15 protein-coding genes and 3 pseudogenes are annotated in these 24,509 nt (G+C 48.1%); 7 read left to right on the forward strand and 11 right to left on the reverse strand.

The genetic code is table 11. The annotated features are described in order from the left end of the window. Positions 1-340 precede the first annotated feature (340 nt). Genes CIK93_RS07175 through CIK93_RS07185 form a run of 3 tightly spaced genes read left to right on the forward strand, consistent with a single transcriptional unit; the run spans position 341 to position 3,586 of the window. Positions 341-1,516, forward strand: coding sequence for a dicarboxylate/amino acid:cation symporter (locus tag CIK93_RS07175; RefSeq protein ID WP_094390192.1), 1,176 nt, complete (start codon positions 341-343; stop codon positions 1,514-1,516). Between the two features lie 38 nt (positions 1,517-1,554). Then, positions 1,555-2,892, forward strand: coding sequence for an MATE family efflux transporter (locus CIK93_RS07180; RefSeq protein ID WP_094447003.1), 1,338 nt, complete (start codon positions 1,555-1,557; stop codon positions 2,890-2,892). 34 nt (positions 2,893-2,926) lie between these two features. Next, positions 2,927-3,586, forward strand: a complete 660-nt coding sequence (locus tag CIK93_RS07185) for an MgtC/SapB family protein (RefSeq protein ID WP_094447004.1) — start codon at positions 2,927-2,929, stop codon at positions 3,584-3,586. Positions 3,587-4,734: 1,148 nt separating this feature from the next. On the opposite strand, the gene coaW is transcribed toward CIK93_RS07185, so the two are convergent. From coaW to sppA, 5 genes are all read right to left on the reverse strand, one after another. Next, positions 4,735-5,565, reverse strand: coding sequence for a type II pantothenate kinase (gene coaW, locus CIK93_RS07190; protein WP_094390144.1), 831 nt, complete (start codon positions 5,563-5,565; stop codon positions 4,735-4,737). 589 nt (positions 5,566-6,154) lie between these two features. After that, positions 6,155-7,219: a thiamine-phosphate kinase gene (gene thiL, locus CIK93_RS07200; protein ID WP_094390143.1), complete on the reverse strand. Its 1,065-nt coding sequence runs from the start codon at positions 7,217-7,219 to the stop codon at positions 6,155-6,157. Positions 7,220-7,227: 8 nt separating this feature from the next. Then, entirely contained in the window at positions 7,228-7,992 is a 765-nt protein-coding gene (locus tag CIK93_RS07205; RefSeq protein ID WP_254046758.1) for a purine-nucleoside phosphorylase, read from the reverse strand. Further along, on the reverse strand, positions 7,922-9,109 hold the full coding sequence (gene lpxK / locus CIK93_RS07210; RefSeq protein ID WP_094447005.1) for a tetraacyldisaccharide 4'-kinase: 1,188 nt from the start codon (positions 9,107-9,109) through the stop codon (positions 7,922-7,924). The genes CIK93_RS07205 and lpxK overlap by 71 nt, the downstream gene beginning before the upstream one ends. 18 nt (positions 9,110-9,127) lie before the next feature. Beyond that, positions 9,128-10,906, reverse strand: a complete 1,779-nt coding sequence (gene sppA / locus CIK93_RS07215; RefSeq protein ID WP_094447006.1) for a signal peptide peptidase SppA — start codon at positions 10,904-10,906, stop codon at positions 9,128-9,130. A gap of 359 nt (positions 10,907-11,265) precedes the next feature. Here sppA and CIK93_RS07220 point away from each other — a divergent pair. Together CIK93_RS07220 and CIK93_RS13905 are read left to right on the forward strand one after the other, a co-directional pair. Further along, positions 11,266-11,730, forward strand: a pseudogene (locus tag CIK93_RS07220) (hypothetical protein); the annotation flags it as partial. Between the two features lie 2 nt (positions 11,731-11,732). Then, positions 11,733-11,840 (forward strand): annotated as a pseudogene (locus CIK93_RS13905) (IS982 family transposase); the annotation flags it as partial. Here the strand turns inward: CIK93_RS13905 and CIK93_RS13650 are convergent. The 6 genes from CIK93_RS13650 to CIK93_RS07245 form a co-directional block, all read right to left on the reverse strand. Next, on the reverse strand, positions 11,829-12,050 hold the full coding sequence (locus CIK93_RS13650) for a hypothetical protein (protein ID WP_158215486.1): 222 nt from the start codon (positions 12,048-12,050) through the stop codon (positions 11,829-11,831). The pseudogene CIK93_RS13905 and the gene CIK93_RS13650 sit on opposite strands and share 12 nt — an antisense overlap. A gap of 153 nt (positions 12,051-12,203) precedes the next feature. Further along, positions 12,204-13,712 (reverse strand): BACON domain-containing protein, encoded by a 1,509-nt coding sequence (locus CIK93_RS07225; protein ID WP_254046759.1) that lies wholly within the window; start codon positions 13,710-13,712, stop codon positions 12,204-12,206. Between the two features lie 11 nt (positions 13,713-13,723). Further along, the gene (locus CIK93_RS07230; protein WP_094447007.1) at positions 13,724-15,526 is read right to left on the reverse strand and encodes a RagB/SusD family nutrient uptake outer membrane protein; all 1,803 of its coding nucleotides are present in this window, start codon (positions 15,524-15,526) and stop codon (positions 13,724-13,726) included. 23 nt (positions 15,527-15,549) lie between these two features. Next, positions 15,550-18,816 carry a TonB-dependent receptor gene (locus CIK93_RS07235; RefSeq protein ID WP_094447008.1) on the reverse strand — a complete coding sequence of 1,089 codons (3,267 nt, stop codon included), beginning with the start codon at positions 18,814-18,816 and terminating at the stop codon, positions 15,550-15,552. A 40-nt stretch (positions 18,817-18,856) separates the two neighbouring features. Next, entirely contained in the window at positions 18,857-20,824 is a 1,968-nt protein-coding gene (locus CIK93_RS07240; protein ID WP_094447009.1) for a calcineurin-like phosphoesterase family protein, read from the reverse strand. 18 nt (positions 20,825-20,842) lie between these two features. Further along, positions 20,843-22,966 carry a calcineurin-like phosphoesterase C-terminal domain-containing protein gene (locus tag CIK93_RS07245; RefSeq protein ID WP_254046760.1) on the reverse strand — a complete coding sequence of 708 codons (2,124 nt, stop codon included), beginning with the start codon at positions 22,964-22,966 and terminating at the stop codon, positions 20,843-20,845. Between the two features lie 549 nt (positions 22,967-23,515). Between CIK93_RS07245 and CIK93_RS07250 the strand changes: the two genes are divergently transcribed. Both CIK93_RS07250 and CIK93_RS13910 read left to right on the forward strand, forming a co-directional pair. Further along, positions 23,516-24,244: a M15 family metallopeptidase gene (locus tag CIK93_RS07250; protein ID WP_216820893.1), complete on the forward strand. Its 729-nt coding sequence runs from the start codon at positions 23,516-23,518 to the stop codon at positions 24,242-24,244. 85 nt (positions 24,245-24,329) lie between these two features. Continuing rightward, positions 24,330-24,509 (forward strand): annotated as a pseudogene (locus tag CIK93_RS13910) (hypothetical protein); the annotation flags it as partial.

Genomic DNA, 24,509 nt, shown 5'->3' on the forward strand with positions numbered 1-24,509 from the left:
CTCGGGGTAAACTGTTAGAAAATGGTAATAAGTCTGTAATTTTGTCTTGGATAGACAGATGAATTATGATACACAATAGATGCTGAAAGCGGCCAATGATGTTGCATGACTATTGTGATAACGTTGACACAGAGAAGAATGGTGCAGTATGATGGTGATGCATGAGACAAAGCCACACGCTGCCAGCCACACCACACCACAGCAACGTCATGGTCCGTCAAAGACATAGATCTACGGAGATTATTAACCATTTCTTTGGCAGTTTCAATAAGTTTGCGTATTTTTGCAAGAATAACACAGATAACATCATGACAGATATATGACCTTTAGCTTTTCGACTATGAAAAAGATGAAGATTGGATTGCTGCCACGGATATTGATAGCCATGGCACTGGGTATTGCTGGCGGTATGGTATCGCCGGAAATGCCAGTACGCGTTTTTGTGACTTTCAATGGCTTGTTTAGCGAGTTTTTGGGATTCCTCATTCCCCTGATCATTGTGGGACTGGTGACACCTGCCATTGCCGATATCGGACGGGAGGCGGGTCGCTTGCTGGTGGTCACGGCATTGCTCGCCTATGGCGCAACGGTATGTTCCGGACTGTTATCGTATGGCGTTAGCGAGGCGGTATTCCCTTCGCTCATCTCCGATCAGATAGAATGGACATCGATCAACGAGGCGAAACAGCAGGAACCTTATTTCACCGTGAGCATCACACCGCCGATGGCTGTGATGACCTCATTGGTCATGGCGTTTACACTCGGCTTGGGCATAGCCTATCAGGGCACGGCAACGCTGAAGAATGTTTTCACCGAATTCAGACAGATTATCACCAAGACCATACAGGTGGTGGTATTGCCGCTGCTACCTATTTATATATTCGGCATATTCTTCAACATGACCCATTCGGGCGAAGTGTTCCGGGTGCTGTCAGTCTTTGTGAAGATTATCGGCGTGATATTCGTGATGCACGTCGTATTGCTGCTCTTGCAATATGCCGTGGCAGGACTGCTGACCCATAGGAATCCGTTGCGACTGCTGATGCGCATGATGCCTGCCTATTTTACCGCACTCGGCACACAATCGTCGGCAGCAACCATTCCTGTGACACTCCGGCAGACCATAGCCAATGGGGTGGGTGAGGGTATTGCCGGCTTTGTGGTGCCCCTTTGTGCCACGATACATTTGTCGGGTAGCACATTGAAGATTGTGGCATGTGCCATGGCGCTGATGATGATGCAGCATATAGACTACGACATGCAAGGCATGATAGGATTCATACTGATGCTGGGCATTACGATGGTTGCCGCACCGGGTGTGCCGGGTGGAGCCATTATGGCAGCATTGGGAATCCTACAGTCTATGCTGGGATTCGACCAGCAGTCGTTGGCACTGATGATAGCCCTTTATATCGCTATGGATAGTTTCGGCACTGCCTGCAATGTGACGGGCGACGGTGCCTTGGCGCTGATTATCGACCGATGGTTTGGCAGAAAAGTCGCTGTGACGGGTTGAACTCAACCGCATGACTTTAATTTGGATAACAAATACACATGATACACTACAATTTCAAACGTGACGTCAACCACCTCGTGGGACCCATTCTGCTGGAAACCCTACTGACTTTTCTCTTGGGAGGCGTCGATACTTTCATGCTCAGCCAGTATAGCGATGCGGCTGTAGCAGCAGTAGGAGTAGATAACCAGATACTCTCGTTGGTGTTTCTGCTCTTCACTATTATCAATGCCGGCACTTCTGTGCTGTGTGCACAGTATCTCGGAGCAGGACGCGAAGAGAAGTTTATCAGAGTCGGCATAGTGGCTTTGGCACTCAATCTGGTGGTGGGAATAGCCGTCAGCCTGACGCTGTTTCTCGGTGCCGACTCGATATTGACACTCATGGGACTGCGTCCCGAACTGATGGCGTATGGTCGCCCGTATATGCAGATAGTGGGCGGAATGGCTTTCACACAGGCCATCTCCACCACGGTGAGCACCATTCTGCGATCTGCCAAGATGCCCGTTCCGCCAATGATGGTGGTGGGGGTGGTCAATGTGCTCAACATCATGGGCAACTATATATTGATATTCGGTAAGTTTGGCATGCCCGAAATGGGTGCCGAGGGTGCCGCCATCTCTACAAGCATATCGCGAGTAGTGGCTATGGTGTTGTTGGTGGTCATACTGCGTTGGCGCTTGTTTACCTATGTGCCTCAAAAACTCTTTGCTCATTTCCCCACACACGAGTTGCGCAATCTGCTGAAGATTGGCATGCCATCGGCTGGCGAAAATATATCCTACAACCTGCAGCAGCTCACCTTGCTGTATTTCATCAATATGCTGGGCAATGACGAACTGACTGCCCGCACCTATATTGTCAATGTGGTGATGTTTGTCTATATGTATGCCATCTGCATTGCCCAGGCAAGCAGCATCATGGTGGGACACCTGACAGGATTGGGAAAAACACAGGCGGCATACCAAGTGGGACGCTTCTCCTGGCGTAGGGGAGCACTCGTCACACTGTCGTTCTCGGTGCTCTGTGCGCTCTGCGGACCGTTTATTGCCGACTGTCTGACCGACAATCCCACTATCGCCAAACTGGTATGCACCTGCTTCTGGGTCGATGTGCTGCTCGAAGTGGGTAAGTGTGTCAACATCTGGGCGACCAATACGCTCAGGGCTGCGGGCGACATCCTCTATCCCTTCTACCTCGGTCTTGTGGTGCAATGGGCTGTGGGGGTGCTGTTCGGCTATCTGCTGGGCATCACGCTTGGCTTCGGACTGGTGGGCATGTGGTTTGCCTTTGTGCTCGACGAGAATATCCGCGGCATACTGTTTGTCAGACGATGGAATGCCTTTAAATGGGCAAACAAGTCGTTTGTGAATTGAAGAACTAAACGATAGAACTCTAAATCATAAAACTATGAACGAAGCATTTATCATCCGCATTTTGTTGGCAGCCCTGCTGGGTGGTGCCATCGGTATAGAACGTGAATACCGGGCAAAGGAAGCTGGATTCAGAACCCACTTCCTTGTAGGGCTTGGTGCTGCCATCTTCATGATACTGTCTAAATATGGTTACGATGATGTGGTGGGCGGAGTGGTGCGCCTCGACCCTTCGCGCATTGCCTCACAGGTGGTCAGCGGTATCGGTTTTATCGGTGCCGGATGTATCATCTTCCAGCGCCATGTGGTGCGCGGACTGACTACAGCGGCTGGGCTGTGGGTGACCTCTGCCATCGGATTGGCTTGCGGATCGGGACTCTATCTGCTGGCAACGGTTTCTACGGTTCTCGTATTGTTGTGTTTGGAAGGTGTCAGCATCTTGCACAACCGATTCGGTGCGAAGCAAATTTCGCTGACCTTCTCTGCTCCTACACGTGAGGGAATACGCGAAGTGCTCGATTCTATCGGTCGCGAACACGCTGAGGTGTTGGCTTATGAAATGAAAACTCATCGCTCACAAGATGCTGAAACATATACCGCCACCGTTCGCTTGAAGGTGAAGCGCAACCATTATCAGTCGCGCATCATGTCGTTTATGACTGAGTTTGATGGAATCACCATCGACAATCTGGAATAGCATCAAGGCCATAGGAGGTCGGCGGTTGAGCGCATGGAAGTTTTTTTTCGCTTTTCCGAAACCGTGACACAACGACGAGGTTTGTTTGACGCTGTCGGATAAACCTCGTTTCTCTTACGTACGCGCACGCGCGTCTTTCGCAAAAATCGACCACTCGACCACCAAGTCTGTGTAAAACTGTGTGGTACAACGGTTTAGCTGGTGGTCGAATATCGTTTCATAGGGTGTTTTCGACCACCATTCGAACATCCATCGACCACCGTCAAAATTTGTCGAATTTTTACATCTCAGCCCAATATACGTATTGTCAGACATTTCCAAACCTTTGGCAAAAGTATTGCCCAACGTTTGGCAAAAGTATTGCCCAACGTTTGGCAAGAGTGTTTTCAAACGTTTGGCAAGAGTGTTTTCAAACGTTTGATAAAGGTCTTTTCAACGTTTGATAAAAGTATTATCCAACGTTTGATAAAAGTATTATCCAACGTTTGATAAAAGGTGTTATCCAATATTTGATAAAGGTGTTATCAAGGCTTGTCAAAGTGCTGATAAACGATAGTATTTTATAAGGAAAATAGGATCACGCTTTACTTTTGTCCTTACAGGACGTAGGCTAAATAAAATCATACACCCCAGGGTGTTACCCTGGGCTATGAAGATTTTGCCCCATTCGGGGCGTTAGTAACCCAGCGACTAAAGACGGGCTAATACCCAACAACTAAAGATGTGTTAATAACCAAACAAGCAAAGGCGGGCTGAAAGCCCAATGGTTTCCTTAGCCCAGGGCATCGCCCTGCGGATATGAATGCACATAATCAACCACGTCCTGAAAGGACAAAAGTAACTCAGCTCTGCTCTTTTGCCGAAAACAATAGTAATTCCACATTGAAAAGCATCATTCTTTAGGCTGATTCGTGCACATCACATCGTTGCACTGGTGGTCGATGGGTGGTCGATAATCCTGAATTTCAAGCAATCGACCACCGCATATTGCGCTGAATGACAGCGCGATACACGGATTGGTGGTCGAGTGGTCGAAATTTTTCTGAAAACTGAATTTTATGTAAGCACTTCAGGTGCTCCTTTCTGTAGCACCACAGTCACTTGTCAAATGGCAGAATAGAACTTAAAATACTGATATATAATAGTTTCTATTTGCCGAGTTGCTGTCTGAAGTTGAGCGCAGCACCGATGGCAGTACAAAATTCAGAGTATTTTGGTATGTGGAAACGCACGTTGTAGAGCTTTTCCAGCATAGGATAAATCTCTTTGCATTGGGGGTAGAGCGTCAGATTGCCTATCAGTACAAAGTCTTTGATGCCCGTGTTGAGGGCGGAAAGAATGCTCGCAGAACCGATGCTCTGCAATACCATGGTGATAATGCCAAGGGCAATATCTTCGCGTGGCGCGTCATACTGTGCCTTGCTGAATAGCGATGCGGTGGCATTCATGGGGAGGCCGGGCAAAGGACGACTAGAGATGTCGCCGATGAGCAAGTTGATGTTGCGGATGTCGCCACGGAGTGCCAGACTCGAAATCTGTTTCGGATCGCTTGTGTTGAGCATCACACGCGATAGACCCTGTACGGTTCCACCTCCGATACCAATACCTCCGATGTGTCGGATCTCATCGCCATCACATTGCACAAAGCTGGTTCCTGTGCCCATCGATACTACAATGGCTTTCGAGAGACCGCTTTCAAAGCGTGCGCCTAAGCCATCTGCTATGAATTCGTCGGTCTTGCCTGTTGGCAATCCATAGACGGGTCCGTCGATATATGCCGATCCCACACCAGTCACCATGACTTGTTCAACGTCGCTGAGGCTGATGTTGTTGTCGTGAAGATACTTTCCGAAAGCTCCGTAGAGTGATGTGACGGGATCGACCGCAGTAATGCGGATGGGTGAAAGAACATGTTGTTCGTGCAGTCCAACAATCTTGGTGGTCGATATGCCCACGTCAATGCCGATGATGATTCCCATTGGTTTTTACTTTCTTTTTTGTTTGTTAGTTCGTTTATCCGCCGACAAAGGTACGAATAAGCGAGCAGAATAAAAAAGAAATGCCCAAATTTCTTTTTTATTCTCGAGCGCGAGTACCTTGGACGCTTTAGCGCCAAAGTACGAATAAGCGAGCAGAATAGAAAAGAAATGCCCAAATTTCTTTTTTATTCTCGAGCGCGAGTACCTTGGACGCTTTAGCGCCAAAGTACGAATAAGCGAGCAGAATAGAAAAGAAATGCCCAAATTTCTTTTTATTCTCAAGCGTGAGTACGATATGTAGAAAAGTAAAACCCCTGCCAACTAAATGTTGAACAGGGGCTTAAATGAAAGGAGGAGTGGTACCTCCAGGAATCGAACCGGGGACACACGGATTTTCAGTCCGATGCTCTACCAACTGAGCTATGGCACCATATTCGGTTTTGCAATCCTTTCGTTTGCGGTTGCAAAGGTACTACATAATTTTGATATACCAAACAAACCGCATAAAAAAGTGCTATTTGTTAACGAATTTTAAGAACTTTCGCCCTTTTTGCCTCCATTTACCTTTGTTTTTGCGCTTATTTTGCCATTATTGCAGTGGATTCCAACCTTGCGCTTTTAGTGGAAATTCTTGGTCGTCGCGTGTCACAAGCACCTGTCCGAGGCTATCCTTTGTGATGTGTCCGATGAGGCGAACATCGTCGATGGCCTGGATTTTCTCATGGTCACCAATAGGAATGGTGAACAGCAATTCATAGTCTTCGCCGCCGTTGAGTGCGCAGGTGGTCACGTTCATGTTGAGTTCTTCTGCCATTACCGCAGTCTGATAGTCGATGGGGATCTGCTTCTCGAAGATACGGCATCCCACATGGCTTTGCTTGCAGATGTGCATCAGTTCACTCGACAGTCCATCGCTGATATCCATCATAGCTGTGGGGCGTATGCCGGCAGCACGGAGCTTTTCGATAATATCGCCGCGTGCCTCGGTGCGCAGTTGGCGCTGGAGCAGATATTCTTTGCCGGCAAAGTCGGGCTGGAACTGAGCCAGACTCTCCAATGCCTTTTTATCGCCTTTGCGCTTGGCTTCGTCAACTTGTGAATAGTAAACAGATTTCTCACGTTCTAAGAGTTGCAGTCCCATATAGGCTGCACCGAGGTCTCCGCTGACACATATCAGGTCGGTCTCTTTGGCTCCGTTGCGATAGACGATATCCTCTTTCTTGGCTTCGCCGATACAGGTGATGGAGATGGCGAGGCCCGTATAAGATGAGGTGGTGTCGCCTCCTACGATATCCACATGCCATTTGTCGCATGCCAGGCGCAGTCCGTTGTAGAACTGTTCCATATCTTCTACGGTGAAGCGCTTGCTTACTGCCAGACTGACGGTCAGTTGGCGTGGGGTGCCGTTCATGGCGAAGATGTCGCTGATGTTGACCATGGCAGACTTGTAGCCAAGGTGCTCTAAATCTATATAGGTGAGGTCGAAGTGTACGCCTTCCATCAGCATGTCGGTGGTGACGAGTACTTCGCTGTTGGGGTAACTGAGTACGGCGCAGTCATCGCCTACACCGTACTTTGTTGATTCATTCTGTGGTTTGATGTCTTTGGTCAGTCTGTCGATCAGTCCAAATTCACCCAGTTTTGCTATTTCCATGTATTTGTTTATGCTCTGTTAATCATTTCACGCATGATCTCGGTCATCAAAGGCTGTGCCTTGTTGGCTGCTTCCTGTACTTCTTCGTGACTTACTTCAACGGGATCGTCGAAGCCGCCAAGGTCGGTAATGACGCTCACACCGAAGGTCTTGATGCCGCAATGGTGGGCTACAATTACTTCGGGGACGGTACTCATGCCGATGGCGTCGCCGCCCATCTTGGCAAACATGCGGTATTCGGCTGGTGTTTCAAAGGTGGGACCCTGTACGCCGATATATACACCATGCTGCACTTTGATGCCTTTTTCTGCTGCCACTTTATCGGCTTCTGCCACCAGTTGCAGGTCGTATGGCTCGTGCATGTCTGGGAAGCGAGGTCCGGTGGGGAAGTTTTTTCCGCGCAAGGGGTGTTCGGGGAACAGGTTGATGTGGTCGGTGATGATCATGAGGTCACCGATATTGAACTGTGGGTTCATGCCTCCGGCTGCATTTGACACGAAAAGCGTCTTGATGCCCAGTTCGTACATGACGCGTACGGGGAACGTTACTTCCTTCATCGAATAGCCTTCGTAGAAGTGGAAGCGTCCTTGCATGGCCATGATGTCCTTGTTGCCCAGTTTGCCGAAGATGAGTTTGCCAGAGTGGCCTTCTACGGTAGAAATGGGGAAATTGGGGATTTCGCTGTATAGGAATTCGTATTTATCAGTTATTTCGGAAGCTAATTGTCCGAGTCCTGTTCCCAGAATGATCGCTGTTGTGGGATTTGTGGTCATCCTTTCTTTGATCCAGGATGCTGTTTCTTGAATTTTTTCGTACATAGCTGATGATGTATTTGTTAAAGATTTCGCCTTGGTCCAGCATGAAGCTGATGGTTACAGGGAGTATATACATATTGTTTTTTACATCTTCGCTTAGTCCTTCGACGTCGTACAGACGGGCTGCGTCTTTCTCTGTCGTGATGAGCAGACGTGGTTTCGGCAGTTGTTCGAAGGTGTTGTTGATGTGCTGAATGTCTTTGCTTTTGAACTGATGGTGGTCGCTGTAGGTCAGCGGAGTCAGGTGCGTGGTGTAGGGCTTTAAGTCCTGTATCATCTGTTTGGGCGATGCAATACCGGTGAGCAACAGAATGTGTTCGTCGGCTTTGATGCTTTCGAGTGGTCGTTTGCCCTGATTCTGTTTGTCCTGTCCGCCGAACATGGGGCGTAGCGATCCGTATTTCAACGAGGTGAAATAGAGCGACTGGTAGGCATAGAGCTGCATCATCTTGTTGGTCACGCGATACTCCATCGGTTTCATGTCTTTAGGACATTTTGTCACGATGACAACATCAGCGCGGTCTTTGGCAGACAACGGTTCGCGCAGTCTGCCTGCAGGCAAGAGACAGTCGTCGATAATCAGACGATGGTAATCCACCAAGAGGATATTGATGCCTGGTTGCACGTAACGGTGCTGGAACGCATCGTCGAGCAGGATGACATCAGCCTTGTTGAGTTCTGTCAGTTGGTCGATGCCGTGGCAACGCTTTTTGTCAACTGCCACGGTGATGTCGGGATATTTCCTTTTCATCTGAAACGGTTCGTCGCCGATGCGCTTCATCGGTGTGTCGTTGTCTGCCAAGACAAATCCTTTGCTCTTACGCTTATAGCCACGACTGAGTACTGCCACCTTGCAATGGTCTTTCAGCAGTTCGATAAGATATTCCACGTGAGGGGTTTTTCCAGTACCGCCAACAGTGATATTGCCCACCGAGATGACGGGTATGTCAAACGATCGGCTTTTCAGCAGATTCATCTCAAAGGCCATGTTGCGAAGCTTCACACCGATTCCGTAAAGCCAGCTCAGCGGAAGTAGCCATTTGTTGATGCGGATGAAATTCCCTCTTGCGTTCATATATTATATTAGGTGTAATTATCGAATAGTAAGGAAATAGGGCAGGCGAGCCTGTATCTTACTCATGTTTTCCACCTGCTTGATGTAGCGGAGCGGCTCGTAGAGTTCGCCGAAAGTGGCTTGCATTTGTTCGTCGAGATAGCTGCCGCTATTGCCACTTGCCGATGCCAGAAGGGTTTCATACCAACTGCTTGGAGTCTGATACTCGCTGGCGTAATATTCGTCGAGCTTTGCCAGTTGGGCGGCTTTCTTGACAGCGTCGTCGAGCGAACCGATTCCATCTACGAGATGAATCTTCAGGGCGTCGTTGCCCAGCCATACACGGCCTTGTGCAATCTGCTCCACTTGGGCTACGGACATCTTGCGTCCGTCAGCCACACGTTTGCGGAAGAGTTCGTAGCCTTTGCCGATATATTTGTCGAGGATAGCCATCTCTTCTGCGTTAAAGAATCGTGAACGCGTGCCGAAGTTGGCATGTTTGTTGGTTTTTACCTCGTCAAACTTGATGCCGAGCTTGTCTTTCATCAGTTCGCTATAGTTGAGGAACATGCCGAAAATACCGATAGAGCCTGTAATGGTAGTGGGATCGGAGTAGATATAGTTGGCTGCACAACTGATGTAATAGCCTCCCGATGCTGCGTATCCGCCCATGGAAACCACTACGGGCTTCTTGGCTTTCAACTTGGTGACTGCGTGCCAGATTTGTTCTGAAGCATAGGCAGAACCACCAGGTGAGTTGACGCGGAGCACTACTGCTTTCACATCGTCGTCGTCGGCCAGTTCTTCCAAGTCCTTACACATATCTTTTCCCACGATACAGGTTTGTGGATTCATGGGATTGCTGTTGTCTTCATCTACAATATCTCCATAAGCATAATAGACAGCAACCTTGTCGCCACGATTTTTCTTATCCTCCACATTGAGCATATCGCCCAGACTGAGTTGTGGAATGTCGGTGTCGGTATCGATGTCGAGGCGTTTCTTGATGACGTTTTTCACTTCATCAGCATACATGGTCTTGTCGATGAGGCGCAGTTTGATGAGCTCCTGTGCATCGGCCAAATCCATGAAACGATCGGCGTATGCGTTGAGCGAGTCGGTAGAAATCTTACGGCTGGCAGATACGTCTTTGAGCATTACCTTCCATATGCCTGTCAGATAGGCAGTCACCTGTTCGCGGTTAGCTTCGCTCATGCCGTCGGCAGTCACTTGCTCTGGTGCGCTCTTGTATTTTCCTACTTTGCAGAGTTCATACTTAACGCCAAACTTAGCGAGCAAATCTTTGTAGAATACAGGTTCGGCAGCCAGTCCGTGCCAACCAATCTGACCTTGTGGGTTGAGCAGAATCTGGTCAGCCACCGAGCAGAGGTAGTATTCGCTCTGGCTGTATCCGTCGGAGTAACTGATGATCCATTTACCACTCTTCTTGAAGTCGAGTAATGCCTCGCGAATGGCATGGAGTGATGCTGGCGAGTCTGTAGCCATTCCGTCTGCCTGAATGTAGATACCTTTGATGTTCTCGTTGTCTTTTGCTTTATGGATAGCACTTATAATGTCGTTGAGTCCGTCGATAGTGGTATCGCTGCCATTCAGAAATCCTATCGGATTGTCTGTGCCGCGTTCATCAATGTTGTTCTTGAGAACAAGGGTGAATACTGAACCGTCTTTCACCTGAACGGTTGATGCGGTGCTTGCGGCAAGGCCGACCAGCGAGATAACACCCAATATGCCTACGATAACAGAAAGCATGACGATTCCGGTTATGGTTGCGCCTACGTATTTAATAAAATCTTTCATAATTTATTGTTTTGATATGGTTTGTTGTCTTTTGAATAAAATCCGATAGTACACATTTCGTTGCAAAGGTAGTGCAAACCGAGCGAAATACAAAGAAAAACCCCGTTTTTCTTTTATTTCCCCTTTTGCTCTCCCATCTATTTCCCATTATTGTCTGTCAGTTCTGGGGACTCACTTGGGACTCACTTGAGACTTACTTGGGACTTACATCGGACTTACTTAATTCTAAATTCCGCAGCACTTTAGTTTAACTTTTTTATAAGTACTTGAGCAACAAATAGTTGCTCGGGATTTTGCCATGTCAGATTTTTCACTTACCTTAGTGCTGCAAATCAAGACAAGCAAAAATCATCAATGACTTGGCTAAGGTAAGCATAAAATCTGAGAAAATCACTCCTTTTGGAGGAATATTTCATGTGAGGGAGCATTTTCCCGTTTTGTGGGTCCGGTAATCGACAAAGTTCTGGGACTTCGGTGCACATCGTTGGCTATCAGTACAGCGAGATTGTGGGTTCTTTGTCAAGTGTCTACTTCTGTGGCGGCGACTGTGTGGAGGATGTGACGAGCCATTAAACTGAACAGTCTGCTGGTGAAGGTGCTCATGAACACAGGCCAGCTCGCGGCAGATTGTGGAAACCATCGAGAAACACTCTGAACACTTCTACATCCATGCAAACAACTGCTCGTCGCTGTATGACTGCCTGCTGGCTCTGCGTGGATGGCAGTGCGAGGAAATCAACGGCATAGAGTATGGGCTGAATTCCATCCTTACGGAGAAGTGGGAGGGCAAGGCATACCGTCTTGTCATACAGCGGCAACGGCGTGCATGATACTGTTTCATGATTCAGGCTACCGTTGCCTGATACATTTCTATATAGAAAAGGTATGCAGACATATGCGTCACCTCTTCCCGAAAGTTGTCTCATACAACCGATGGAGCAGCGAGAGCAGAAGCCAAACTTGTTTGGATTATGCCGAGTCGTGACAGAGGAAGACGATAGTCAACCGATGGAGCAGCGAGAGCAGAAGCCAAACTTGTTTGGATTATACCGAGTCGTGACAGAGGAAGACGATAGTCAACCGATTCGTGGAACTTGACAAGTGAACGGATATACTCCGTTTTCTGGGAGCGGGCTGACATCATGGGGAAATCGTGAACGGCAATGCTCCGTTTTTTCAGCCGATTTCAAGCCGATTTTCAGCTCTTAGTGGGTGGGTATGCTCCGTTTTCGCCAAAAGAAGAGGGAAGTAACCCAGACAGATTGCTTCCCTCTTTGATGATTGATGAAAAGAATAGTTACTTACTCTTTACCACTTTGATGTTGTCGATAAACCAACGGCGATAGACACTGCTGCCTGTGGTGGCCTTGGTGTCACCCCAACCGTCGGACTTGATGCTGATGCGGGTGTCCTTGGTAACCAAGGATGCGTCAATATCCACTTCGGCATGTAGCCACGCCAACTTATCCACCTCATTAACGAAATTATGACCTATAGGATCAAGTTCTACCGTCTGACTGCCATTAGTGATTGAGACTATCAACTTGACGGGGTCGAACTTACGAGTACCACCCACCATCGGTGCCCAGTCGAATGATAGTGTCAGTTTGGTGTTCTCAGGCACATCGGTCAAAGCAGGCAGTGTGAGACCGGCCTGATAGTCGGTCTTACCAAACTTCAGGTAGTTCTTTTGCAGATAGATGGCGTGACCCGGTATTTCCTCCAATGTGTAGCCACGGGCTTCAAGAGCAGCCGAAGCCAACTCGCCAGCCTCGTTGGCAGCTGTGTATATCTGTGGAGCAGTACCGCTACCGTCGTTCTCTACAGTCTGTCCGGCACCACTGTTGTCAGACCATGGCTGCAGCCACTCAAAATCATCAGAGAAATAGATTACTTCATATACACCATTGTCCTGAACCGTAGCAGCTAATATTCTAAGGGCAGGAGCAGCCACTCCGGCGAAGAAACCAGTGACAGTAACCTTATGTCCATTGAGCGAAACCAAATCAAGTGATGAGGAAGCATCAATGACTGAAACAACATTTTCTGCACCTTCGACAACGATGTTGTTGCCGTCGAGCACTCCGCTCACCGAGATATAGTCGCGTGAGGCAGAATTGTAAGAGTCAACCTTGCCTGTGATATCAGTGATAGAAGGATAAGCAACCTCATTACCATTAGAAGATACAGTCACCTCGTCACACTCAACCATAGCAAGCAAATGAGTGTCAGAGGTCTTGCTACCCTTCACCGAAACCTTGTCACCTATTCTTACCGTCTGATTGCTCTTGAAATAGATGTTGGCATTGCTTTGAGCGTCGGAAGCGACGAAACCATTCGAAGTGACGGCACTAACGATGATGTTGTTCATCGTGACAACCGTCTTGTCATCAAGAGATGCAATCTCATTGAGCTTGTATTCCTTGCAATCGCGATATTTGTCACCATCCTGAGAAATAATCACCTCTGCCCTGCTGGCTAAGGTAGCGCCCTTGAACACCAAGGCTTCCTCACGTGGATTGTCAACAGCACCATCGCGCATATTGTCGGTCACTGAAATAGTGACATCCATTGTACCAGTGCCTGAGGCAGGAGTAACAGTCACCCATTCGGGTGCCTCTGTAACCCAGTCGGCATCTGCATATACAGTGATTATCTTCTCTGCTGCGCCATTAGCCTCGAAATTCAAGGACTTGGCACTTGTCAATACGGCCTTGGAAAGCGTGTTTTCATCGTCGCTGCAACTCCACAATAGGTTCATTGTCAGCACCAAGGCCAGTGTCATTATATAATTTATACGTTTCATATTTTTACTTATTAAAATGAAAGTCCATCATCCCAACCGGGGTTCTGCGTCAGGTTGTGATTGAGCGAGCGCTCATTGATGGGAATAGGATAAAGATAGTCTCTCTCCTCCGAGAAATTAGTGCGTAAGATGTTCTTGTGATAGTAGACGTAACCCTTATTATCTGCCGACAAGATGAGTTCATTACCTATTTCATATACTTGCGTGCCAGATGCAACATCAGGCTTTGCTGTTCCTTTGTCGTAGAGCACCACGTCAGCCTTTCCGTCGCCCGTAAGGTCATACGAACCCGCACCAGGGAAATACATACCCATAAGCGACTGGTTGATGCAACTGCCAGCCTTCCAACGCACGAGGTCGTCGAAACGGAACCCTTCCTGCATGAGCTCAATAGTGCGCTCGCGGCGTATTTCAAGGATTATGCCCTTGTTGCTGCCAGTGACGTTGGGATAACCTGTCTCCTCAGAAGAGAGGTATCTGTCGGGGTGGGCATTGGCATTTGCCAAGTTGAGGTCGGGCATACCAACACGCTTGCGAATCAGGTTGACGGAGTTGTTGAGATCATCCTGCGTCAATGTACCCAATTCTGCCTTTGCCTCGGCATAGTTGAGGAGCACCTCGGCATAACGATACACAGGGAGGTCGCAGGTGGAACGGTCGTTGCGGTCAACATTGCCACCCGAAGCCGTTGGGTCCTGCACAAACTTAATAGGCTGATAGCCTGTTACACTGATAGAGAGATCGGGGGCGAGCACCTCGGTCTTGCCTATGCGATGATATCCCGGGGTACGTATGCTCTGAGCCAAGCGCGGGTCGCGGTCTTTCACCTCGTCGATGAATGTCATCTCCTGCCATCCGGCTTTGTCGGTGAATGCAGTACCGTCTTTCATCAGATAGGTATTCACCATCTTGCGTGTCAGTCCCGGGCGTCCCTGTGTTGCCAACAAGGCATGTGCCGTAGCGTTGTGATAGATGGAGAGTCCGTAGTCAAACTTGATGGCGAGTATATACTCATCGGGATTAGCATCCTCCTCGGCGAAGAGATTCAGATAGTCGCTTTCGGGATGTCCTGTGGTATATAGCTTGTACGGGCCTTTTGTCATCAGCTCTTCAGCCGCGTCAGCCGCCTGCTGGAGATAGTATTTATAGTCATTACCCTCAAGAGTCAAATTGTGGTATTTGCGGTATGTACCCTCGTAGAGGCAGAACTGTGCCTTCAGTGCCATGGCTGCCCATTTGGTGACACGATAAGGTGCACTCTTCTCCTCCTTATCGGTGGGCAGGTTTGCAATGGCATAGTCAATATCCTCAATCATGTGGGTCATGACGAGTTCGCGTGAATCGCGAGGATTGTAGAGAGCCTCATCATCCGAACCCAATTCGGTGTCATACCATGGCACATCACCGAATCGTTTCACTTTCTCAAAGTAGAAGAATGCACGGAAGAATCGTGTCAATGCAGTATATTTCACCACTGCATTCTTGTCAGAGCACTGGTCGGCATAAGCCAACAGTGTGTTCATCTTGCGCAGGTCGGTCCATGTCCATCCGCCACCCGAAGCGGGCACGGTGCGCTTGTTGCCCCCCAACATCTCGTCAGAGAGATTCTGCTGTATATAAATGTCACTTTGGTCATCGTATGGCGACTTGTCTAACAAGTTGTTATAGAAAGAGTTGCTGAAAAGCTGCAGGTCTGTTTCTGTTTTGAAGTAATCAACCTGTGAAATCTGGCTTTTCGGCTCCAAGTCGAGTAGGTCGTTGCATGACGTAAGTCCTAACGATATTGCCAAAGCTGCTATAATAAATGGTTTCATTCTATATATAACTTAAATGATGATTAAAATGTAATGTCTATACCAAACATGTAGGTTTTCTGCCAAGGATAGAAGGCATTGTTATAAGCTCCGTCTCTGTCAAGGGCTCCTTCGGGGTCGATGTACTTAGTATGCTTTTTCAACGGTGACCAGTAGCAGAGGTTCTCGCCCGAGAAATAAATGCGAACCAAATCAATGCCAATTCGCTTCGTCAGGCTTGCCGGAACGGTATAGCCTATGGTCAAGTTCTTGAAGCGCAGGTAGCGCAGGTTCTGCAGATAACGGTCGTTGACCTTGCTCAGCGGACCGGAAGTGGCTGAATATGCCATAGGACGGGTGAAATACGCATCCTTATTGTCTTCTGCCCACACATCATTCAGGAAGTCTTTCTGCAAATAGGTGAGATAAGGATAGGAATACGGTCCCCAGAACTGCATGGCCTGCCCTGTGGGATACCAATAGTGATTACCTGTACCCTGGAAGAACACGGAAACATCGATGCCTGCCCAACGAACACTGGCATTGATACCATAGGAAAGGCTCGGAAGCGAATTGCCCAACACCTTGCGATCGCCCGGGTCGTTGACCGAGTTGCCTCCAATTCCTAATATTCCGTCTCCGTCGAGGTCAACAAACTTCAGGTCGCCTGCCTGCCATCCACCGGTGATGCGCTTGTTGATGTAGCTCAAATCAACCTCCTTGGCGTATGCCTGAGCTTCCTCTGTGGTCTGGAACAGTCCGTCGGTGACAAATCCCCATATCTCGCCCAGTCTCATACCCTCGTAATAGCTCTTGGCAAATGTCTTGTCCTTGTTGTCGTATTTGGTGATATAGCTCCTGTAGTCACTCAGGTTGAATCCGATGCTATACTCCAACGGCTTTTTGCCCAATGTCACCTTGTCTCTCCACGAGATTGACAACTCATAACCCTTGGTGCGCAGGTTTGCCGTGTTCATGTCCGGCACGCTGGCACCATATACTGCAGGCAGTTCCACACCATCGGTGAGCATGTTCACGGTGTTGCGGATATATCCGTCGAGAGTGATGTTCAGGCGATTGTTGAGCATGGTGAGGTCAATACCCAAGTCCCACTGCTGGGCAGTCTCCCATGTCAGGTCGGATGCCAACGGAGCCGCCAAGGTAGAATACTTCGCCATGGCACTGCCCTCGCCGAATGAATAGGCGGCGAAGTCGTTGATGGAAACCGTGCGCACGAAGGTGTAATACGACGACACGTTCTGATTGCCAAGACTACCGTATGAGCCTCTCAGTTTCAGGTTGTCGATGACATTACGTGCCGGTTTGAAGAACGGTTCTTCGGAGATACGCCAACCCACAGAACCTGAAGGGAAGAATCCCCAGCGGCTGTTGCTTGCAAATCGGGATGTTCCGTCGTAACGTCCACTGACCTCAAAGAGATAACGTCCTTTATAGTCGTAGTTGACACGTCCGAAGAATCCCATCAGGGCATATTCGTTCTGTCCGCCGCCCACGCCGGTGATGGTCTCGCCTTCAGGGTTCTGTCCCACGAGGTTGAGGTCGTCGAGCGTGGTGGATGAGAGGTATTCTCCGTAAGCCGACACATTCTTCTTTCTAAGAGTTTCGTAGTTGAAACCGGCTACGACAGTGAGGTGATGCACTTCGTTGAATGTATCTTCGAAGTTGGCATAGGCATTTGTAGAATAGTAATTGCTCGTATTCACCGATTCGTCCAAACGGTTGGCACCTGCTCCTGTGGCATATACACCCATCTCTGCATCAGGATAATCCCTGTAGTACATATTGTTTGAACGGCTTGTGTTGCGCGTCTGATAAAGACGGTATGTGAAGTCGGCGGTAAGGCTCAACGACTTGATAGGCTTGATTACGAGACGCGTGGTGTTAGAGAAGTCAGTGCTGCGCTCCACATTGCGGTGCGAGCCTTCTCCCAGAATAATGTGACGTCCGTTGCCCACCTTATAGTTCAGATATGGCGTACTGTAGAGCCATGATCCGTCGGGGTTTTTCATGGGGAAGCATGCCAATGCGTGACGTGCTCCGTAAGCGAGTGTGTTCTCCACGTCGCCGTCACCCTGGAAGGTGTATTGCGAACCGTAGAATGACGTATTGTTGCTCAATGTGGCATACTTGTTGATGGCGAAGTCAATCTTTGAACGCAGGTTGTATTTCTTGTATATGTCGGGATTGACCTTCAATATACCTTGCTGATAATCGTATGCACCTGAAACGAGATACTTGATGTCCTTTGTACCGCCACTGAGCGATATATTGTGCTGCTGCACCGGGTGGTTGTCGCGATACTGCATGTGCCACCAGTCGTAGTTGCCGTAGTACACCCACTGCTTTTTACCGTTGCGCTCCTCCTCCACAACCCATGGGCGGTCGGGGTTTTCGGTCTTGTCGTTCACTCGGGCAAGCAGTTCCTGCATGTCGTGGTCGGTATAGTTGATATACAATGTTCCCGAATCAGCTTTCCAGAACTTGTTGACGGTATATACCGACCAATATCCTGTTGTTTCGTAATCAGTGGAAGTCGTAGGGGCTTCCCAACCGAAGCGGCCGCTATAACGCACTGTTGCCTTTCCGTTCTGTGCAGAACCCGACTTGGTAGTGACGAGGATGACACCAAAAGCTGCACGTGCGCCATAGACAGCAGCAGCTGAGGCATCCTTGATGACAGAGATCGACTCAATGTCGTTAGGATTCACCCTGTCGAGCTCACCCACGGCACCATCAATCAAAATCAGCGGACCAGCTCCGTTGATAGAAGTCACACCACGCACATTGATGGCAGGAGAATTGCCTGGTACACCGGAGGAGGTGGTGATGTTAAGGCCAGCCACAGTTCCTTGCAGCATATTGGTGACAGTATGCGCCACGCGATTCTCTAACGACTTGCTGTTTACGGTTGCTACGGCACCTGTTAAATTGACCTTTTTCTGTGTGGCATAACCCACAACCACTGATTCATCAAGCAAGACAGCATCTTCCTGCAGGTGGACAGTGATGTTATTCTGCCCCGATGCCACATTGACAGTCTGTGTCTTGTAGCCAACATAAGAGAACACCAAGAATGTTGGTCCCGATGGGGCCTGGATTTTAAAAGAACCGTCAAGGTCTGTTATGCTGCCTTGTGCGGCACCTTCCACTTTGATGGTTACACCCACAAGGGGTTCCTGTTGGGTGTCCAGGACTTTTCCTGTTACTATTCTGCTTTGGGCAAAGAGAGACAAATTACTCTCCAATACCAACAAGAGCAGCAACAAAAGAGAAGTTTTAAATACTTTCATAAAACACTTAGAATTAATAAATTATTTCTGTTATCCTATATTATTTCAGTTTGTAGGTTTCAGTAGTGAATTCTTTCGGACGCTGCATTTCCTCTGTCCATGTATGTCCGAACTCATCCTTGACGGTTATCGTCAGGTCGGTGTTGGCATCGCCTACTTTCACCTTGAAGAAATGTGGGAATTTCTCGGTAATGAAGTTTGGTGTGGATGAGAGACTTGCTGAGTTGAATCGCTTCACGGTGAGTGCGGCGATGTGTAGCGGGTCGTATGCCCAGACAGCGGTGGGAGTAAGTTGGTTGCCCTTCTCATCTGTCACAGTCAGTGTCCAGCGGGCATTCCAATTCCAGATGTTTATCAGCACCTCATTATTACTGTTCACGGGATAGGCATCGACATATTGCTGATATTTTTTCTTTACCGAGGCTGAAATGTCGGTTGGCATCAGCGGAACATCAGCGAGAGAGAAGTGCACCTTATTCAAGTCATAGCTGCGGAACTGATAGTTCTCAGATGTGCCGGTGGCTTTGTAAATCCACTGTAGCTTGGTGCCGGAAACATCCCAGATGGCATAACCGCCTGGTGTTCCATCGGGACTGATATGTACACCTGGAGTAAGATAATTCGTCCACCACCATGAAGCGCAGATGGCACCGGTATTGTGTTCATATATCTCCTGTCCTTGTGTTACGGACGATTCCGGGGTGACATTGAAATTCATGTGCGTGTGTCCCGTCACAATGTTTACCTTATATCCTTTAAGCACATTGAGGAACTGTGCGGTATTAGTAACATCATGGTCAATCTTAAAGCCATCGCTTTCTGAAGGGTAGAACAGCTGTGCATGCATCACAACCACCAAAGGAGTTGACTTGTCAATATGCGAGAGGTCTTTGGCCAACCAACTCAATTGTTCGGTCGAAATGCGCTTCTTGTAGTTGCGCGATGTGGTGCCGTCATAACTATCGCAATCAATGTCGTCGAGCACCACATAATGTATCTTGCCGATATTAAAGGAATAATACACCGGAGCGATAAAGTTGATGTATTTGCTCTCAGCATCAAAGTCGTTGACGGCTTTGTAGTCATAGTCGTGGTTGCCGATGGTATGGAATATCTGCAAGTCCTTCACCAGGGTGTTGATGGTGTTCAGGTATTCGGGTATGGCAAAAAGATTGGTATACCAATACAGGTCCCATGTCATGTCACCCAACGCAATGGCATACATTTTCTCTCCTGGGTGGGCAGCGCGATAATTATTGAGGTCGGTTGTGAAGGCACTGAACTGGCTCAAGTCGTCGGTGCGGTTGGCAAGGTGCATGTCGCCCAGCATCAAGACCTTGTATGTATCTTGTTCCGACACCTTCGTTAGCGTAAAGTCCTGACGTTCTGCCACATCCGCATTTGCTTTCAGATGATGGAAGAATTGTGGAAGCACTCCCTCTGAGGGCACTTCATACCCGCTTGGGATGGACATGAAGACATACCCCCATTTCTTGTCCGACTTCAGTTGGTAGATGCCGTTCTCATCTGTCATGGCTACCTCAACACCATCAGAAACCACAACACCCTTTATACCGCCCTCTGTGGAAGATACCTTGCCATAGATTGTAGTGCTCGCATCAATCGTTATGTCTAATTTATCACCGACACTGAGATAGATTTGTCCTATCTGCTTTTTGCGGTCATTGCGCGTAAGATAAACCTTATAATAACCTGTTTTGCAATCAGCAGGAATCCTTACCGTGAAACTCTCGTTGGAAATGTTGACGAAAGGACAGATATAGGATATCCCATCGCTTGATGTTAAGATGAATACATCGGAGGAAATGGGAGCTTTACCATTTTCTACCTTGAAGATATACTCTCCGCCCTTGGTCACCTCTGCTGTTTGTGGCAAATCAAACAGCACACTGAAATCATCACCGGCCGCATCTTCACCCGCGTCGTTGCTGCAAGCAGCTAAGGTAAGGGAAATCAGTGAGAGCAAATAAAATACATACTTTACCATACGTCAAAAAGCAAATCATTATTTATTGTTTCCCTTTGACAACATACGCAAGGCATCCTCGGGAATGTCGGTAGTGATGAAGTCGGGATGGAGTGTAGTCACGAACTTCAGGTGTTCCTCGGTGGCTATAGTCCATACGTTTACAGTAAGTCCCAACTTATGTGCCTTGTCAATCCACTCAGGATGGACACGCAGCACATCCATGGAATAGTCGATGCCGGAGAATCCATGCTCCTTGACTTCCTTGGGCGACATGTTTCCGCCCAAATATGCAACATCGGCTGTCTTGTCGTTGCGGATTATCTGGTCGCATACAAACTGGCTGAACGAGATATACTGCACTCTCGACGACAAGCCGCTTGCCTTTACAGCTTCCAATGTTTTGCGCACCAACACAGCCTCAACCGAGTCGTTTGCCTGCTTCTTTATCTCAAGGATGATCTTCAAGTCCTTGTGCTTCTTGGCCTCGTCGAGATATTTTGCGAGTGTGGGTATAGGCTCACCATTACCTAAGCGCGCCTTGACCAACTGGGCGTAAGTACTCTTTGCTATAGGCAGTCCTCCGAGATGGGGGTCGTGGTTCACAATCACCTCGCCGTCGGCTGTTATCTGCACGTCAAACTCACTACCATATACTCCTGCTTGGGCTGAAGCTCGAAGGGAGGAAAGGGAATTTTGCACTGCTCCCTCATAACGCCAATAACCACGATGGGCTATCACCTTAGGACGTTTGTCAGAGGAGAGGGCCTTTAGCCATGCACGATTCACATCGACAGTCTCAGTATGCACCTGTCCAAAACGGTTCTTCACTACCACCTTCACCTCATGACTTCCCCATGCGGGGGTTGCCTTGAAGAGGTGGGTGGTGACACACTCTTTCACATGACTTCCACGTGACTGTAAATATCGTTCATCGCTATCGGTGAATTGCGTCATCTTTCCACGATACTGTCCGTCTTCATACCACTCCACGGTGGTAAGAGAGTCGCAATCCCACACGTTTGCCACAACACTATATGGTTGCGAAAGAAATTCACCCTTTGAGTATACCCTCATCTGTTGGGCATAGTCACCCCCTGTGGGTTTGTACTGCGAGGTGAGAGAATCGGCACTTGCCTTAACGACAAGATAACCATTAGGGGCACCACAACGGTTGACATCTCCTCGCCACCAAGCACCACAGGCTGCACCGATGTTATGCTCGTAAATATCGTTACCGACAGTATTGTTGTGGAAGAAATGGGTGTGCCCGTTGAAGATATGTACGCGGTATCCACGCAGTACCGATTTCAAGTCGTTTGCATTCAGTACATTACCCTCTTTCTCCACAGGGTTCCACAAGGCGGCATGCATATTAATAATCACCATACTGCCTTTGGGTACATAACTGAGGTCGCGACGCAACCACGCCAACTGAGCTTCTGTAAACTGTTCGCGATAGCCCTTTTTACCCATATAGTTGATGTTTTTCAATGTCACTACATGCACTCCTGCAATATTGAAAGAATAGTCAGTAGGACCAAAATGTGTGCAATAGGCTTGTTCGCCATATACCCCACTGCCGTAGGGCATGTTGTTAAGCGCCTGATAGCGCCTGTCGAAGTCGTGATTGCCAATACACTGGAAGGCTGTTATAGGCAGTTGCTGTATCGACTCGGCATAATCGTCAAACAATTGCATGTTATCCCAAACAATATCTCCAAGCGTCATGGTAACCACCTCATGCTCCTTGCTCAAGGCGTCTGTTGTGGCTTTCAGGTCCTCTACAGTCTGACTGCGCCATAACTCCATGTGTTTGTCGTTCTTGACTTGCGGGTCGGAAATGGCTATATAATAAAAGGTGTTGTCCTTGGTGTCACGTGGCTGTAGAACAAAGTTGTGACGACATTTATCCTTGACCAACTGCCCTACACTGACATAAAAGCCTTTGGCTATCGACTTGCTCTTGGGGAGAACATAGTCAGCAGGCGTGGAAATTTGTACAAACTTACTGACGCAAGTGTCGGTGCATAGTGTCCACTGTCCCTTGGCATCGGTGGTAGTAAAGTCTGTTCCATTATTCACCACCACCCCCTGAATAGCTTTTCCATCAGCAGTCTTCACACTACCTTTGAATACAAATTTTTGGGCATTGGCTGCCATAACGGTTGCCAATGCCACAACAAAACAAATACTTTTTCTAATTCTGTTCGTTTCAAACAAATTAGAAAAACAATGTATGAAATAATTTTTTTGCAACATTTTGTAAAATGGATTAAAAATAGTTTCTGGCGCAAAGATAGGTCTGTTGTTTTACATTAAGGTTACGATACATTTACATTATCGTTATGTAGCTTGTTTGTAATACGAAAGCAATACTTTTGTATTAACCGTGCGTTGATATATCTGATATGTATGCTAAAGAATCGGTATCTCTTCCCGGAAATAGGTGAGGTGACAGTTAAATTCTATGGACCCCATAGTCCTAAAATGAAAAATCAGGGAAATGAAAGCAACATTGTTTGAACAAGTTGTAACATAATGGTTTTATATAAATTTAATTTATAAATAGCACGAATCTGACTTGCTTTGGCATACATGGGATATGCTTCTTGGTGACTTCTGATTTTTTTGAAAAAAGTTGGAGATGACGAGAAAAATATCTAATTTTGACACGTCATTGACGCATAAGAAATAAGATAGAAAAATACAATGTATAAAAAAAGCGGCATATATCCTCTCCTTGCTTTAGGCGTATGGCTCCTATGCTCCTCTGCAACGGTACTTGCCCAACAGGTTTGGCGGGCAGGGATAGTGTTGACCGTGCAGGAAGTGGCGCATCGTGGCATGGATAGCTGTTTCTGTAGTCAGCCCATTCCCGACGATGTGTTTGCTCGCATGCAAGGATGTTCGTTTCGGCCTAATCCCCATATCTCCCGAGCCGACCTACGCTATCTCCGCGTGCTTCATTGTGATGCAGAGGGACATATTCGTTGTGGTGAAATGGTGTGCCATAAACAGATAGCCCCTGCTCTGCTTGATATCTTCCGCCAGTTGTATGAGGCTCGTTATCCCATCTCCTCCATTCGGTTGATAGACGATTTTGGGGGTGATGATGAGCGCTCTATGGCTGCCAATAACACCAGTTGCTTCTGTTATCGCACCATAGCGTCGGGAGGGAAACTCTCGCTTCATGCTCGTGGCTTGGCTATTGACATCAACCCTTTGTATAATCCTTATGTGCGCAAACTGAGAAACGGAAAGGTGAAGGTCTTGCCCCGCAGGGCTGCTCCCTATGTCGATCGTACCCGCATCACTCCCTATCAAATTCAGAAGGGTGACCTCTGTCACCGTCTCTTTCTGGGGCATGGCTTTCAATGGGGTGGGGCATGGAGAAGTATGAAGGATTATCAGCACTTTGAATACCGTCTCGTCAAATAATTCTGTTCCGCTTTTCCTCTTCCGTATTTCCAAATCATACGCCCATCCCCACTGATTTTCTACTAACCCGGCTTATGACGAGCCTGAGATGCACATTCACCTTGACGAGAAAATACATCCAGACCTTCAGGGTGACAGTCATTTTGAATCGAAGGGTTTTATCTCTCCCGTAGAGGTGACAGACTTTCCCATCCGTGACCACAAGGTGGTACTGGTTCTGCGCCGCCGCAGGTGGATAGATACCCGCACAGGAAAGAGTTTCATT

It is taken from the genome of Prevotella sp. P3-92 (assembly GCF_002251205.1).
In the GTDB taxonomy this organism is placed as follows: domain Bacteria; phylum Bacteroidota; class Bacteroidia; order Bacteroidales; family Bacteroidaceae; genus Prevotella.

Excerpts from the sequence above, each read along its gene's own strand:
- CIK93_RS07230 (WP_094447007.1), bottom strand. The coding sequence starts at position 15,526 with ATGAAACCATTTATTATAGCAGCTTTGGCAATATCGTTAGGACTTACG.
- lpxK (WP_094447005.1), bottom strand. The coding sequence starts at position 9,109 with ATGAACGCAAGAGGGAATTTCATCCGCATCAACAAATGGCTACTTCCG.
- sppA (WP_094447006.1), bottom strand. The coding sequence starts at position 10,906 with ATGAAAGATTTTATTAAATACGTAGGCGCAACCATAACCGGAATCGTC.
- CIK93_RS07175 (WP_094390192.1), top strand. The coding sequence starts at position 341 with ATGAAAAAGATGAAGATTGGATTGCTGCCACGGATATTGATAGCCATG.
- CIK93_RS07180 (WP_094447003.1), top strand. The coding sequence starts at position 1,555 with ATGATACACTACAATTTCAAACGTGACGTCAACCACCTCGTGGGACCC.
- thiL (WP_094390143.1), bottom strand. The coding sequence starts at position 7,219 with ATGGAAATAGCAAAACTGGGTGAATTTGGACTGATCGACAGACTGACC.
- CIK93_RS07225 (WP_254046759.1), bottom strand. The coding sequence starts at position 13,712 with ATGAAACGTATAAATTATATAATGACACTGGCCTTGGTGCTGACAATG.
- CIK93_RS13650 (WP_158215486.1), bottom strand. The coding sequence starts at position 12,050 with ATGATGTCAGCCCGCTCCCAGAAAACGGAGTATATCCGTTCACTTGTC.
- CIK93_RS07235 (WP_094447008.1), bottom strand. The coding sequence starts at position 18,816 with ATGAAAGTATTTAAAACTTCTCTTTTGTTGCTGCTCTTGTTGGTATTG.
- CIK93_RS07245 (WP_254046760.1), bottom strand. The coding sequence starts at position 22,966 with ATGGCAGCCAATGCCCAAAAATTTGTATTCAAAGGTAGTGTGAAGACT.
- CIK93_RS07185 (WP_094447004.1), top strand. The coding sequence starts at position 2,927 with ATGAACGAAGCATTTATCATCCGCATTTTGTTGGCAGCCCTGCTGGGT.
- CIK93_RS07205 (WP_254046758.1), bottom strand. The coding sequence starts at position 7,992 with ATGACCACAAATCCCACAACAGCGATCATTCTGGGAACAGGACTCGGA.
- CIK93_RS07250 (WP_216820893.1), top strand. The coding sequence starts at position 23,516 with ATGTATAAAAAAAGCGGCATATATCCTCTCCTTGCTTTAGGCGTATGG.
- CIK93_RS07240 (WP_094447009.1), bottom strand. The coding sequence starts at position 20,824 with ATGGTAAAGTATGTATTTTATTTGCTCTCACTGATTTCCCTTACCTTA.
- coaW (WP_094390144.1), bottom strand. The coding sequence starts at position 5,565 with ATGGGAATCATCATCGGCATTGACGTGGGCATATCGACCACCAAGATT.